Origin of the sequence: Streptomyces sp. NRRL S-87 (assembly GCF_000719335.1) — a bacterium.
Lineage (GTDB): Bacteria > Actinomycetota > Actinomycetes > Streptomycetales > Streptomycetaceae > Streptomyces.
The window spans coordinates 149921-163600 of the sequence record NZ_JOGB01000002.1 but is presented as its reverse complement, the minus strand read 5'-3'; the positions used below and the strand labels follow the sequence as shown (position 1 = coordinate 163600).

Annotated in this window: 13 protein-coding genes; 12 read left to right on the top strand and 1 reads right to left on the bottom strand. The window is 72.2% G+C overall.

Features of this window, described 5'->3' with window-relative positions:
* Window positions 1–22: 22 nt before the first annotated feature.
* Complete coding sequence (gene prcA, locus IF43_RS0101850) at window positions 23–787, top strand: proteasome subunit alpha (RefSeq protein WP_030192995.1); 765 nt, start codon at window positions 23–25, stop codon at window positions 785–787.
* A gap of 182 nt (window positions 788–969) precedes the next feature.
* Here prcA and IF43_RS0101845 read toward each other — a convergent pair whose 3' ends face one another.
* On the bottom strand, window positions 970–1992 hold the full coding sequence (locus IF43_RS0101845; protein WP_030192994.1) for a LacI family DNA-binding transcriptional regulator: 1023 nt from the start codon (window positions 1990–1992) through the stop codon (window positions 970–972).
* 124 nt (window positions 1993–2116) lie between these two features.
* Here IF43_RS0101845 and IF43_RS0101840 point away from each other — a divergent pair, with 124 nt between their 5' ends.
* From IF43_RS0101840 to IF43_RS0101790, 11 genes are all read left to right on the top strand, one after another.
* Window positions 2117–3403 carry an MFS transporter gene (locus IF43_RS0101840; protein WP_051794527.1) on the top strand — a complete coding sequence of 429 codons (1287 nt, stop codon included), beginning with the start codon at window positions 2117–2119 and terminating at the stop codon, window positions 3401–3403.
* A 178-nt stretch (window positions 3404–3581) separates the two neighbouring features.
* The gene (pafA, locus tag IF43_RS0101835) at window positions 3582–4943 is read left to right on the top strand and encodes a Pup--protein ligase (protein WP_030192990.1); all 1362 of its coding nucleotides are present in this window, start codon (window positions 3582–3584) and stop codon (window positions 4941–4943) included.
* Window positions 4944–5092: 149 nt separating this feature from the next.
* The gene (locus IF43_RS0101830; RefSeq protein ID WP_030192988.1) at window positions 5093–6037 is read left to right on the top strand and encodes an FKBP-type peptidyl-prolyl cis-trans isomerase; all 945 of its coding nucleotides are present in this window, start codon (window positions 5093–5095) and stop codon (window positions 6035–6037) included.
* A 46-nt stretch (window positions 6038–6083) separates the two neighbouring features.
* On the top strand, window positions 6084–6455 hold the full coding sequence (locus tag IF43_RS0101825; protein WP_030192987.1) for an FKBP-type peptidyl-prolyl cis-trans isomerase: 372 nt from the start codon (window positions 6084–6086) through the stop codon (window positions 6453–6455).
* 123 nt (window positions 6456–6578) lie between these two features.
* Window positions 6579–7535, top strand: a complete 957-nt coding sequence (locus IF43_RS0101820; protein WP_030192985.1) for a YafY family protein — start codon at window positions 6579–6581, stop codon at window positions 7533–7535.
* Between the two features lie 16 nt (window positions 7536–7551).
* Window positions 7552–8520: a YafY family protein gene (locus IF43_RS0101815; RefSeq protein WP_030192983.1), complete on the top strand. Its 969-nt coding sequence runs from the start codon at window positions 7552–7554 to the stop codon at window positions 8518–8520.
* Window positions 8521–8574: 54 nt separating this feature from the next.
* Window positions 8575–8790 (top strand): hypothetical protein, encoded by a 216-nt coding sequence (locus IF43_RS0101810; protein WP_030192981.1) that lies wholly within the window; start codon window positions 8575–8577, stop codon window positions 8788–8790.
* Window positions 8791–8804: 14 nt separating this feature from the next.
* Window positions 8805–9002, top strand: a complete 198-nt coding sequence (locus IF43_RS0101805) for a hypothetical protein (RefSeq protein ID WP_030192979.1) — start codon at window positions 8805–8807, stop codon at window positions 9000–9002.
* A 236-nt stretch (window positions 9003–9238) separates the two neighbouring features.
* Window positions 9239–9526 carry a Sec-independent protein translocase subunit TatA gene (tatA, locus tag IF43_RS0101800; RefSeq protein ID WP_030192976.1) on the top strand — a complete coding sequence of 96 codons (288 nt, stop codon included), beginning with the start codon at window positions 9239–9241 and terminating at the stop codon, window positions 9524–9526.
* A gap of 80 nt (window positions 9527–9606) precedes the next feature.
* Complete coding sequence (gene tatC / locus IF43_RS0101795; RefSeq protein ID WP_030192974.1) at window positions 9607–10557, top strand: twin-arginine translocase subunit TatC; 951 nt, start codon at window positions 9607–9609, stop codon at window positions 10555–10557.
* 288 nt (window positions 10558–10845) lie between these two features.
* On the top strand, window positions 10846–13674 hold the full coding sequence (locus IF43_RS0101790; RefSeq protein WP_030192972.1) for an RNA helicase: 2829 nt from the start codon (window positions 10846–10848) through the stop codon (window positions 13672–13674).
* Window positions 13675–13680: the final 6 nt, after the last annotated feature.

Here is a 13680-nt window from a genome sequence, read left to right as displayed (position 1 = left end):
AGAAGGAAGGGACGGATAGCCGGTGTCGACGCCGTTCTATGTGTCACCCCAGCAGGCCATGGCCGACCGGGCGGAATACGCCCGCAAGGGCATCGCCCGCGGCCGCAGCCTCGTCGTGCTGCAGTACGCCGACGGAATCGTGTTCGTCGGCGAGAACCCGTCCCGTGCGCTGCACAAGTTCAGCGAGATCTACGACCGGATCGGCTTCGCGGCCGCCGGCAAGTACAACGAGTACGAGAACCTGCGCATCGGCGGTGTCCGGTACGCGGACCTGCGCGGCTACACGTACGACCGTGACGACGTCACGGCCCGCGGTCTGGCCAACGTGTACGCCCAGACGCTCGGCACGATCTTCTCGTCGGCGGGCGAGAAGCCGTACGAGGTGGAGCTGGTGGTCGCCGAGGTCGGTGCGACGGCGGCGGGCGACCAGATCTACCGGCTGCCGCACGACGGCTCGATCGTGGACGAGCACGGCTCGGTCGCGGTCGGCGGGAACGCGGAGCAGATCAGCACCTACCTCGACCAGCGGCACCGGGACGGGATGTCCCTGCCGGAGGCGCTGAAGCTGGCGGTGCAGGCGCTGTCCAGCCAGGCCAACGGGTCGGACCGGGACATCCCGGCGGACCGCTTGGAGGTGGCGGTGCTGGACCGTACGCGGAGCCAGCAGCGCAAGTTCAAGCGGATCCGGGGGCGGCAGCTGGAGCGGCTGCTGCAGCCGGAGGTGTCCAAGGAGACGCAGGCGGAGGTCGTCTCGAGCGACGGCGCCTCGGAGGACGACGGGGAGTAGTCCCTCCCCGCGCAGTCCCTCCGGTCGTGCCCCGGTCCCGTGGTTTCCGCGGGGCCGGGGCTCCGTCGTGTCCGGGGGGAGCGCGCCGCGGCCGGGCCGGGGACCGGGTCGGGGGCGGGCGCGCGGGTGCGCACGGGGAGGCGCCGGGCCGGGAGGGCCGGTGTCCGTGCCCTCGGCGGGCGTCAGGCGGTGCGCGGCGGTGCGGCCGTGGAGCCGCGGACGACCAGTTCGACGGGGAGCTCGGGGGCGTCCCAGGTGCGGCCGTCGAGGACCGCGAGAAGGGCGTTCATGCCGTGCTCGCCGACCTGCTCGGCGGGGAGGGCGACGGTCGTGAGCTCGGGCTCGACGGCGGTGGCCAGGGCGAGGTCGTCGAAGCCGGTGACGGAGAGGTCGTCGGGGACGCGCAGGCCGAGGCGGCGGGCGGCCTTGCAGGCGCCGGCGGCGAGGATGTCGTCGTCGCAGACGATGGCGGTGGGGCGGTCGGAGCCCGCGCTGCGGCGGGTGAGGGCGGCCTCGGTGGCGGCGCGGGCGGCGTCGACGGTGAGGGCGGCGCGGGTGCTCGCGAGGCGGGTGCCGGGTGTTTCGGCGAGGGCTTCCGCGACGGCCAGGGCGCGGACGTGGAAGGTCCAGGTGTCGACGTCCGCGGCGAGGTGGAGGACGTGGCGGTGGCCGAGTCCGACCAGATGGCGGGTGGTGCGGCGGATGCCGTCGGCGATGGCCGGGTTGACGTACGCGGCCGCCCCGCCGGCGGCGGGGTCGCTGTCGAGCATCACGAGGGGGAGGTCGGCACCCTTGATGGCCTCGAGGGCGTCGACGGCCATCGACGAGGCGATGACGCCGTCGAGGGCGGTGCGGGCGGAGGCGAAGGGGTCGCGGGCGGGGCCGATGCCGCCGGGGCTGGGGTTGGGGTAGAGGACGACGCCGAAGTCGTGGGCGGCGGCGACGCGGGCGGCGCCGGTGTAGACGCGGGCGAAGAACTCGTTGGTGAGGGCGGGGACCACGAGCAGGGCGGTGCGGGTGGTGCCGAGCCGTAGGCCGCGGGCGGCGAGGTTGGGGCGGTAGCCGAGCTCGGCGGCGGCACTGCGGACGAGGTCGGCGGTGCGGGGGGAGACCCGGCCGGTCCACTTGTCGCCGAGGACGAGCGAGACGGTGGCCTGGGAGACGCCGGCGGCGCGGGCCACGTCACGGCTGGTGGGCCTCGTCACGTTCTGCCTCCAAAGGGCCTGGTCAGGGGATCCGGAGTGGACCGGTCGGCTGGGCTCATGGTACGTATGACTTCTGAAGTTATACGTAAAACCCCGGTGGGTGCCGGGCGGGAAGGTGGCGGGGATGGCCGCGGGATACGCGGAGCTGCTCAGGACTCGGTACGCCGCGCGGCTGCTGGTGGGCACGCTGGTGGGCCGGCTGCCCACGGCGACGGCGAACATCGCCGTCGTGCTGTTCATCCGGGCGGAGGGCGGCAGCTACTCCCTCGCGGGCGCGCTCGCGGCCGCCTACGGACTGGCGACGGCGGTGGGCCAGCCGCTGCTCGGCCGGGCGGTGGACCTCTACGGCCAGCCGCGCGTCCAGCTCCCGGCCGCGGTGGTGTCGGCGCTGGCGATGGGTGTGCTGGCGGTGGCGGGCACGGGCTCGCTGGTGCTGGCGTACGCCGCCGCGGTGGTGGCGGGCCTGTTCACGCCCCCGCTGGAGGGCGGCCTGCGGGCGCTGTGGCCGAGCGTGCTGGGCGGCCGCGAGGAGCGGGTGCACCAGGCGTACGCCATGGACGCGGTGGCCCAGGAGATCATGTACACGGTCGGCCCGCTGCTCGTGACGCTGCTGGTGGCGCTCTGGTCGCCGGCGGCCGCGCTGATGGTGATCAACTTGCTGGGCGTGCTGGGCGCGCTGGCGGTGGTGACCGCGCAGCCGGCCCGGGTGTGGCGCTCGGCGCCGCGCGAGGCGCACTGGCTGGGCGCGCTGCGGTCCAAGGGGCTGCTGGCGCTGCTGACGGCGTTCTTCTTCGTGGGCTCGGCGCTGGGTTCGATCAGCGTGGCGGGCGTGGCGTACGCGGACGACCACGGCGGCCAGGCGGTGTACGGCTGGCTGATGGCGGCCGTGGGTCTGGGTGCGCTGGTCGGCGGTGTGGCGTACGGGGCCCGGCAGTGGGCCGGCGCGCCGGAGCGGCGGCTGCGGGTGCTCGTCGGGCTGCTGGCGGCGGGGTACGTGCCGCTGCTGCTGGTGCCGGGTCCGTGGGCGATGTCGGCACTGGCGGCGCTGGCGGGCGTGTGTCTGGCGCCCTCGCTGGCCTGTGCGTTCCTGGTGGTGGACCGGCACGCTCCGACCGGCACGGTGACCGAGGCGTTCTCGTGGCTGGTGACGTTCTTCGGCGTGGGCGCGGCGATCGGTACGGCGGCGGCCGGTCCGGTGGCGGAACTGGCGGGCACGTCGGCGAGCTTCGCGGTGGCCGCGGGCGGCGGCGCTGCCGCGTTCGTGGTCCTGATGGTCACTCAGCGGGTGATGTCGACGGGCGGCCGGAGCGTGGCCGTGGCGGTCTCGGAGCCGGCCGGCGAGGCCGGGGACCGGGTCGCGGACGCGGCGGCGGACCGGGTCGCGGACGCGGCGGCGGGCGTGTCCGCCTAGCGGCGCGGGCCCTTGGGGTCCTCAGGGCGGAAGGCCCGTCGGCGGTGGCGCCGGCGGGCCTTCCGCGCGTCCGGGTCCGGTGTGTCGTGGGAGCGTCGCGCGGTCCGGTCGGGAAAATGATCGAAACGGCGCTGCCGAACCCGGTTTGCGAGCAGTGCGGAAGGCGTAATGTTCAGACATGGACCGCCGCATTTTCGGGCTGGAGAACGAGTACGGCGTCACGTGCACGTTCAGGGGACAGCGCCGACTGTCTCCTGACGAAGTGGCGCGCTACCTCTTCCGCCGTGTCGTGTCATGGGGCCGCAGCAGCAACGTGTTCCTGCGGAACGGCGCCCGCCTGTATCTGGACGTGGGTTCGCATCCGGAATACGCAACTCCCGAATGCGACAACGTGACCGAACTGGTCACCCACGACAAGGCCGGCGAGCGCATTCTCGAAGGTCTGCTGGTCGACGCGGAGCGCCGCCTGCACGAGGAGGGAATCGCGGGCGACGTCTATCTCTTCAAGAACAACACCGACTCGGCGGGCAACTCGTACGGTTGCCACGAAAACTATCTGGTGGCGCGGCACGGGGAATTCTCCCGGCTCGCGGACATCCTGATCCCGTTCCTGGTGACGAGGCAGCTGATCTGCGGCGCGGGGAAGGTGTTGCAGACCCCCCGTGGTGCGGTCTACTGCGTGAGCCAGCGTGCGGAGCACATCTGGGAGGGCGTCAGCTCGGCGACCACCCGCTCGCGCCCCATCATCAACACCCGTGACGAGCCGCACGCGGACGCCGAGCGCTACCGCCGGCTGCACGTCATCGTCGGCGACTCGAACATGTCGGAGACGACGATGCTGCTGAAGGTCGGGGCGACCGACCTGGTGCTGCGGATGATCGAGGCCGGGACCGTGATGCGGGACCTGACGCTGGAGAACCCGATCCGGGCGATCCGCGAGGTCAGCCACGACATCACGGGGCAGCGCAAGGTGCGGCTGGCCAGCGGCCGGGAGGCCTCGGCGCTGGAGATCCAGCGGGAGTACTACGACAAGGCGGTGGACTTCGCAGAGCGCCGCGGGATCCGTACCGGCACGGTGGAGCAGGTCCTGGAGCTGTGGGGCCGCACGCTGGACGCGGTCGAGGCGCAGGACCTGGACCGGATCGACACCGAGATCGACTGGGTCATGAAGTACAAGCTCATCGAGCGGTACCGGGCCAAGCACAACATGACCATGTCGAACCCGCGGGTGGCGCAGATAGACCTGGCGTACCACGACATCCACCGCCGGCGGGGCCTGTACTACCTGCTGGAGCGCAAGGGCCAGGCGGCGCGGGTGTGCAACGACGTCAAGATCTTCGAGGGCAAGTCGGTGCCGCCGCAGACGACTCGGGCGCGGCTGCGCGGCGACTTCATCCGGCGGGCGCAGGAGCAGCGCCGGGACTTCACGGTGGACTGGGTGCACCTGAAGCTCAATGACCAGGCGCAGCGGACGGTGCTGTGCAAGGACCCGTTCCGGTCGGTGGACGACCGGGTGGAGAAGCTGATCGCGGGCATGTGACGCGGGGAGCGGCGGGCCGGACGGGGGGCCGTCCGGCCCGCCGCGGTGCGTGTCCCCGGTGGTGCGGGCCCGGTGCGTTCTCGTGCGGGCCCTCGGCACGCCTTAGAGTGGCGGCGACCGATGTGCCGTGAGAGAGATCTGAGGAACACGTGCGCCGACTTGCCGGCCTGCTGGTCGTCCCCCTTCTGCTGCTGTCGACTGCGGCGTGCGGGGACGACAAGGAGGGCTCCGACTCCGCCAAGACGTCCGACGGCGCGCCCGCGATCACCGCGGGTGCGAAGTTCGGGGAGAAGCCGACCCTCGCGAAGGGGGAGGGGAAGCCGCCGAAGCAGCTGAAGGTCGTCGTCCTCTCCGAGGGCAAGGGCCCCGCCCTGAAGAAGGGCGATGCGACCGATGTGAACTACTACGGTCAGCAATGGGACAAGGACAAGCCGTTCGACAACAGCTTCGACCGCGGTGAGCCCTTCAACCTGACGATCGGCGCCGGCGGCGTCATCAAGGGCTGGGACCAGGGCCTGGAGGGCCAGAAGGTCGGCAGCCGCGTCGAGCTGGTCATCCCGCCGGAGCTGGGTTACGGGGCGCAGGGCCAGGGCGACATCAGCCCGAACGCGACGCTGGTGTTCGTGGTGGACATCCTGAAGGCGAAGCAGATCCCGGCGTCCGCGCAGGGCAAGGTCGTCCCGCAGGAGGACAAGAACCTGCCGGTGGTGGGGACGAACACCGACGGCAAGGCCCCAGAGCTGACGATTCCGAAGGTCGCCGCGCCGACGAAGCTCGTGTCCAACTACGTGCTCGAGAGCGCGGGCGCGGTCGTGAAGCCGACCGACAAGGTTGCCGTGAAGTACGTGGGCAAGCTGTGGAAGGACGGCAAGGTCTTCGACAGCACGTACGCCACGGGTACGGGCAACCCGGTGACGTTCCCGCTCGACCAGCTGACGCTGAAGGGCCTGAAGGACGGCATCGTGGGCAAGAAGGTGGGCAGCCGCATCCTGCTGGTCATCCCGCCGGACCAGGGTCTGGGCAACAAGGAGTCCAACGGTATTCCGGCCAACTCGACCCTGGTGTTCTCGCTGGACATCCTGGCCGTGATGTAAGACTGTCCGGGTTGCCCAGCTTTAAAAGTTTCAAGGAGCAGTGTCTGTGAACATCGAGAAGCCCGAGATCGACTTCCCCGAGGGCCCGGCGCCGTCCGAGCTCGAGATCGTCGACATCTGGGAGGGCGACGGGGCCGTCGCCAAGAAGGGCGACTTCGTCAAGGTCCACTACGTCGGCGTGGCCTTCTCCACGGGCGAGGAGTTCGACGCGTCCTGGAACCGCGGCACCCCGCTGCAGTTCCAGCTCGGTGTCGGCCAGGTCATCGCGGGCTGGGACCAGGGCGTGCAGGGCATGAAGGTCGGCGGCCGCCGCAAGCTCACGATCCCGGCGCACCTCGCGTACGGCGACCGCGGCGCGGGCAGCGCGATCGCCCCCGGCGAGACGCTGATCTTCGTCTGCGACCTGATGGGCGTCTGATCCGCCCGATCGCGATCGCTTGAGGGACCCCCGCCGCCCGGCGTGGGTCCCTCGCTTTTGTCCGGGCGCGCCGGGGCGGTACGGTCAACGGTCACAAGGACTTTGAGAGGGGCGAGGGGCGTCGTGGCGATTGCCAAGGCCGAGCGGCTGATGAATCTGGCACTGTGCCTGCTCGGCACCCGCCGACCGCTCAGCAAGCGGGAGCTGCGCGGCTCCATCGAGGCCTACATGGAGGCCGGCACCGACGACTCCTTCAACCGCATGTTCGAGCGGGACAAGGACGACCTGCGCGAGCTGGGCCTGGTGATCGAGACCGTCGAGGCGCTCGACGGGGAGATCGGCTACCTGGCCCGCCGGGACAGCAACCGGCTGCCGCCGGTGTCGTTGGACGCCGAGGAGGCCGCGGCCCTGGGGCTGGCGGCCAAGGTGTGGCAGCAGGCCCGGCTGGCGGGCGCCGCGAGCGGCGCGCTGCAGAAGCTGCGGGCCGCCGGGATGCCGGAGGCGGGGGACCCGTACGAGGGCCAGCACAGCGCCATCGAGCCGCGGATCCCGGTGCACGAGGCGGCGTTCGAGCCGCTGATGCTGGCCTGCCGCGACCGTCGGCCGGTGACCTTCGACTACCGCAAGTCCAACGCGGTGCGCCCCCAGCAGCGCCAGGTGGAGCCGTGGGCGCTGGAGTGCTGGCGCGGCCAGTGGTACCTGGCCGGCTTCGACCGGGAGCGGGGCGCGGAGCGGGTGTTCCGGCTGTCCCGGATCACGGGGAAGGTGAAGTCGCGCGCCGGGAAGTACACGGCCGACGTGCCGGACGTGGTGACCGTGCGCGAGACGGTGGCGAGCTGGGCCGGTGAGACGGCGGACCGCTCGGCGCGCATCCGGCTGCGCCAGGGCGCGGGGTACCCGCTGCGGGCCCGCGCGACGGCCGTGCGGGACGCCGGCGGCGGCTGGGACGAGCTGGAGATCCCGTACGGGCACGGGCTGGACGCCTGGCTGGTGGAGTTCGGGCCGGACGTGATGGTGCTGGAGCCCGCCGATCTGCGGGCCGACGTGGTGGACCGGCTGCGCGCCGTGGCCAAGGGCTGAGGGGGACTCGAACGACATGGCCGCCAACGCCATCGACCAGACCCGGCGGATGCTGTCGCTGGTGACGTACCTGCGGGAGCGCCCGGGAGCGCGGATCGCTGACGTCGCCCGCGCCTTCGGGATCAGCGAGGACGAGCTGATCTCGGACCTCGACGTGCTGCCCATGTGCGGGACGAGCTTCCGCGGCGGGGACCTGCTGGACATCGACACCGACGGCGAGCGCATCTGGTGGCGCAACCCGGACGCGTCGGGGGAGTCCACGGCGGAGCCGCTGCGGCTGGCCGCCGACGAGGCGACCGCGCTCCTGGTGGCCGCGCGGGCCGTGGCGACGCTGCCGGGCCTGCGCGAGAGCGACCGGCAGGCACTGCTGCGGGCCACCGCGAAGCTGGAGGCGGCGGCCGGCGAGGCGGCCGGGGCCAGCTCCCGGCTGAACGTGACCTTCGAGTCCGAGGGCGGGGTGTTCGCCGACGTCGACCGGGCGATCTCGGAGCGGCGGCGGCTGTGGCTGCGCTACTACTCGCCGGCCCGCGACGAGCTGACCGAGCGCACGGTGGACCCGATCCGGCTGTTCGCGGTGGGCCACACGTACATGGAGGGCTGGTGCCACCTCTCGGAGGCGCGGCGCACCTTCCGGCTGGACCGGGTGGCCGAGATCCGGCTGCTGGACGAGCGGGCCGAGCCGCCGGCGATCGAGCCGCGGGACCTGTCGGAGGGGCTGGTGCAGCCTTCGGCGGAGGACCCTGAGGTGGTCGTCGAGGTGGGGCCCGGCGGACGGTGGGTGGCCGAGTACTACCCGCACGACAGCGCCCGCGAGCTGGCGGACGGCGGTCTGCGGATCACGCTGCGCACCCCAGATCCGGCCTCCTTGCGCCGGCTGGCGCTGCGGCTGGGCCGGGACGGGCGGATCGCCGCACCGCAGGAGCTGGCGGACAGCGCGCGGCGGGCGGCCCGGGAGGCGCTGGCGGCGTACGAGGAAGAGCACTGAGGCCGGGCGGGGAAGCGCACCGGGGCGGTACGAGGAACTGAGGGGGACGCGCGGATGAGGATGGTGCAGTTCAAGGCCGCCTGCCCGGACTGCCGGGCGCGCTTCGAACTCGACGCCGGCCAGTTGCGGCTGGCCATCGGGGGCAGCCGGCGCAGCACGTTCTACTCCTTCACCTGTCCCGAGTGCGGGGTGGCCGTGCGCAAGCCGGCGGGGGAGCGGATCGTCGAGCTGCTGACCGGCGGCGGCGTGCGGACCCTGCGCAGCGTCTGAGTAGGCTCGTCCCCATGCTGTGGCCGATGCTCGCAATTGCCCTGGGTTTCCTCGGACTGTCCGTGCTGGGCGTGCTCGCGATCCGCGTGTACGTCGAGGTGCGGCGGCTGGCCCGCCAGGTGGACCGGGCCAGCCGGCGGATCGCGGGCGCGGCGGGCGACCTGGAGCGGGCCGCGGTGGACCTGGCCCGGACCGGCGGCGAGCTGCATTAGCACGGGCCTTCGGCATTCGACCGCAATACCGTGGTCTCCACCCCGCGAGACGGGCGAGGTATTGTCGGATGCCGCGCCCCGTTCTGCCCCGCAGGGGCGGCCACCGGGAGTACGCACGGGCGTTGCACCGTGTTTGCACTCGGCGGTTACGATCACTGCGATCCACAGGGCCGGAACCGACCGTCCGGCCGGTAGAGAACCGACCGACCCGCCGCCTCCGTGAGAAGGTACCGCTTATGTTTGGAAGGCTCGGCGCACCCGAGATCATCCTCATCCTCGTCGTCATCATCCTGCTGTTTGGCGCGAAGAAGCTTCCGGACATGGCTCGGTCCCTGGGCAAGTCCGCTCGCATCCTCAAGAGCGAGGCGAAGGCGATGAAGTCCGAGGGCCAGCAGACCGCGCCCACCGGTCCGGCCCCCGACCCGGCCCAGGACCAGCCGGCTCCCCGCACCATCCAGGCCGCGCCCGGTGACGTGACCAGCGCGCGCCCGGTGACCGAGCCGACCGACACCACCCAGCGCTGACACCCCGCCCGCGCTGACACAGGGCCACACGCAGCCGTCGGAAACCGGCGACGGCCTGCCGCACGAGATGAGGACGTGGGTTGCTCAAGTCTGCCCGCAAGCAGGAGAAGGACCCCGAGGGGCGGATGCCCCTCGTCGAGCACCTGCGTGAACTCCGCAACCGGCTCGCGAAGGCGCTGCTGGCGATCGTCGTCGTCACGATCGTCGCGGCCTTCTACTACCGGGGGATCATCGAGCTCTTCACCAACCCGATCCTGAAGGCGGTGGGCTGCGAGTCCACCTTCGCGGAGCTGGCGAAGCAGCGGGACGGGACGTGCGCCCGAATCGTGCTCAACGGCCTGCTGACGCCCTTCACCCTGGCGCTGAAGGTCTCCCTGATGGCGGGTGTCACCCTCGCCTCGCCGATCTGGCTGTACCAGCTGTGGGCCTTCGTCGCCCCCGGGCTGCACCGGTCGGAGAAGCGGTACGCGCTCTCGTTCGTGGCGGCCGGCTTCCCGCTCTTCCTGTGCGGCGGCTACTTCGCGTACGAGACGCTGCCGACCATGGCCCAGGCCATGATCAGCCTGTCGCCGGCGGACCTCGACAACCAGCTGCCGCTGGACGACCTGCTCGACCTGATCACGCGCATGGTGGTGGTCTTCGGCCTCTCCTTCGAGATGCCGCTGCTGCTCGTGCTGCTGAACTTCGGCGGGGTGATCACCGGCAAGCGGATGCTCGGCTGGTGGCGGGGCATGATCCTCGGCATCACCGTCTTCGCCGCCGTCGCCACGCCCAGCACCGAGCCCATCAGCATGCTGGCCCTCTCGGTGCCGATCTGGGTGCTGTACTTCGCGGCCACCGCGATCGCGCTGCTCAACGACCGGCGCAAGGCCCGCCGCGAGGCCCAGGGCCCCGGCGACGACGAGGCCTCCGACCTGGATCTGACCCCCGAGGCGATCGGCGCGGTCGAACCGGTGGGCTCGGTGCCGTCGCTGCCCGAGCAGGCCGACGGCGGCCGGTCCCGGATCAACGGCTACGACGACGCCACCTGACCGACCCGCCCCGCCCCCCCGCCCCGCCCCGGCCACGGCCCCCGAGCGCCCGGGCGACGGGCGGGCCACCGGGTCCTCCCCTCCCACCGCGCGACCGCGGCCGGGGCGCGCACACCGCGCCGCCGGCCGCTTTCGCGTTTCCGTCCCGCCTGCGCGTTCCCGGCCGCTTTCGCGTTCCCGGCCGTGTTCGGGTGCAGAACGGGTGCTGTACGGGTACTGACCGGTTTGTCAGACCTTCAGTAAAGATCGCGACGGCTGTCAGAGGGGCCGGGTAGTCTCGGAGACAAGATGACAGAGGATCTCTCACCCGCCGAGCGGTACGCCGCCGCGCGGATCCGCGCCGCCGAGGAGGCCACCGCGCTGGCCCCCTTCCGCGAGCTGTACGACTTCGGGCTCGACCCGTTCCAGATCGAGGCCTGCCGGGCCCTGGAGGCGGGCAAGGGCGTGCTGGTGGCCGCGCCCACCGGCTCGGGCAAGACGATCGTCGGCGAGTTCGCCGTGCACCTGGCCCTGCGGCAGGGGCGCAAGTGCTTCTACACCACCCCCATCAAGGCCCTGTCGAACCAGAAGTACGCGGACCTGGTCAAGCGCTACGGCGCCGAGAAGGTCGGCCTGCTCACGGGTGACAACAGCGTCAACTCCGAGGCTCCCATCGTGGTCATGACCACCGAGGTGCTGCGGAACATGCTGTACGCCGGCTCCCAGTCGCTGCTGGGCCTGGGGTACGTGGTGATGGACGAGGTGCACTACCTCTCCGACCGGTTCCGCGGCGCCGTCTGGGAGGAAGTGATCATCCACCTCCCCGAGTCGGTGACCCTGGTGTCGCTGTCCGCGACGGTCTCCAACGCCGAGGAGTTCGGCGACTGGCTGGACACCGTCCGCGGCGACACCGAGGTGATCGTCTCCGAGGAGCGGCCGGTCCCGCTGTGGCAGCACGTCATGGCCGGGCGGCGGATCTACGACCTCTTCGAGGAGGAGAGCGACCACGGCGGCCGCGGCTCCGCCCGCCGCGAGGTCAACCCCGACCTGCTGCGCATGGCCCGCATGGAGAACAGCCGCACGTACAACCCGCGGGACCGGCGGCGCGGCAAGATGGTCCGCGAGGCCGACCGCGAGCGCGAGCGGCGGGCCCGCAACCGGGTCTGGACCCCGGGCCGGCCCGAGGTCATCGAGCGCCTCGACAGCGAGGGCCTGCTGCCCGCCATCACCTTCATCTTCAGCCGCGCCGGCTGCGAGGCGGCCGTCCAGCAGTGCCTGTACGCGGGGCTGCGGCTGAACGACGACGCGGGCCGCCTCCAGGTCCGCGAGATCGTCGAGGAGCGCACCGCCTCCATCCCGGCCGAGGACCTGCACGTCCTGGGCTACTACGAGTGGCTGGAGGGACTGGAGCGGGGCATCGCCGCGCACCACGCGGGCATGCTGCCCACCTTCAAGGAGGTCGTGGAGGAGCTGTTCGTCCGCGGCCTGGTCAAGGCGGTCTTCGCCACCGAGACCCTCGCACTGGGCATCAACATGCCGGCCCGCACGGTGATCCTCGAGAAGCTGGTCAAGTGGAACGGCGAGCAGCACGCCGACATCACCCCCGGCGAGTACACGCAGCTGACCGGCCGGGCCGGTCGGCGCGGCATCGACGTCGAGGGCCACGCCGTGGTGCTGTGGCAGCGGGGCATGGACCCGGCCGCGCTCGCGGGCCTGGCGGGCACCCGTACGTACCCGCTGCGCTCCAGCTTCAAGCCGTCGTACAACATGGCCGTGAACCTGGTCCAGCAGTTCGGGCGGCACCGCTCGCGGGAGCTGCTGGAGACCTCCTTCGCGCAGTTCCAGGCCGACCGCTCGGTGGTCGGCATCTCCCGGCAGGTGCAGCGCAACGAGGAGGGCCTGAGCGGCTACAAGGCGGGCATGACCTGCCACCTCGGGGACTTCGAGGAGTACGCCCGACTGCGCCGCGACCTCAAGGACCGGGAGAACGAGCTCGCCAGGCACGGCGCCGCGCAGCGCCGGGCCCAGGCCGCGGCCTCGCTGGAGAAGCTGAAGCCGGGCGACGTCATCCACGTGCCGACCGGCAAGTTCGCCGGCCTGGCGCTCGTCCTGGACCCGGGCGTGCCCGGCGGGCGGTCGAACGGCCACCGCGGGTACGAGTACCAGGAGGGCCCGCGCCCGCTGGTGCTGACCGCGGAGCGGCAGGTCAAGCGGCTGGCCGCGATCGACTTCCCGGTGCCGGTGGAGGCGCTGGAGCGGATGCGGATCCCCAAGTCCTTCAACCCGCGTTCCCCGCAGTCCCGCCGCGACCTGGCCTCGGCGCTGCGCACCAAGGCCGGGCACATCGAGCCCGAACGGCACCGGCGCGGCCGGGCCGCCGCGGCCGACGACCGCGAGATCACGCGGCTGCGGGCCGAGCTGCGGGCGCACCCCTGCCACGGCTGCGACGAGCGCGAGGACCACGCCCGCTGGGCGGAGCGCTACCACCGGCTGCAGCGGGACACCAGGCAGCTGGAGCGGCGCATCGAGGGCCGGACGAACACCATCGCCCGGACCTTCGACCGGATCCACCGGCTGCTCACCGAGCTGGACTACCTGCGCGAGGACGAGGTCACCGAGCACGGCAGGCGGCTGGCGCGGCTGTACGGCGAACTGGACCTGCTGGCCTCGGAATGCCTGCGGGAGAAGGTCTGGGAGGGCCTGACCCCGGCGGAGCTGGCGGCCTGCGTGTCGGCGCTGGTCTTCGAGGCGCGGCAGTCCGACGACGCGGTGGCGCCGAAGCTGCCGGGTGGCGGCGCGAAGCCGGCGCTGGGTGAGATGGTGCGCATCTGGGGCCGGTTGGACGCCCTGGAGGAGGAGCACCGGATCAACCAGGCGGAGGGCGTGGGCCAGCGGGAGCCGGACCTCGGCTTCGCGTGGGCGGCGTACCAGTGGGCCTCGGACAAGAGCCTCGACGAGGTGCTGCGCGAGGCCGAGATGCCGGCCGGCGACTTCGTGCGCTGGTGCAAGCAGGTCATCGACGTCCTCGGCCAGATCGCGGCCGCGGCACCGGCGGAGGGCAGCACGGTGGCGAAGAACGCCCGCAAGGCGGTCGACGCCATGCTGCGCGGCGTGGTCGCGTACAGCTCGCTCGGCTGACCCGGC

Bases quoted from the DNA above. Each gene is read 5' to 3' on its own strand.
- IF43_RS0101840 (WP_051794527.1), top strand. From the start codon at position 2,117: ATGGCCGCGGGATACGCGGAGCTGCTCAGGACTCGGTACGCCGCGCGG.
- pafA (WP_030192990.1), top strand. From the start codon at position 3,582: ATGGACCGCCGCATTTTCGGGCTGGAGAACGAGTACGGCGTCACGTGC.
- IF43_RS0101815 (WP_030192983.1), top strand. From the start codon at position 7,552: ATGGCCGCCAACGCCATCGACCAGACCCGGCGGATGCTGTCGCTGGTG.
- IF43_RS0101810 (WP_030192981.1), top strand. From the start codon at position 8,575: ATGAGGATGGTGCAGTTCAAGGCCGCCTGCCCGGACTGCCGGGCGCGC.
- IF43_RS0101805 (WP_030192979.1), top strand. From the start codon at position 8,805: ATGCTGTGGCCGATGCTCGCAATTGCCCTGGGTTTCCTCGGACTGTCC.
- tatA (WP_030192976.1), top strand. From the start codon at position 9,239: ATGTTTGGAAGGCTCGGCGCACCCGAGATCATCCTCATCCTCGTCGTC.
- IF43_RS0101790 (WP_030192972.1), top strand. From the start codon at position 10,846: ATGACAGAGGATCTCTCACCCGCCGAGCGGTACGCCGCCGCGCGGATC.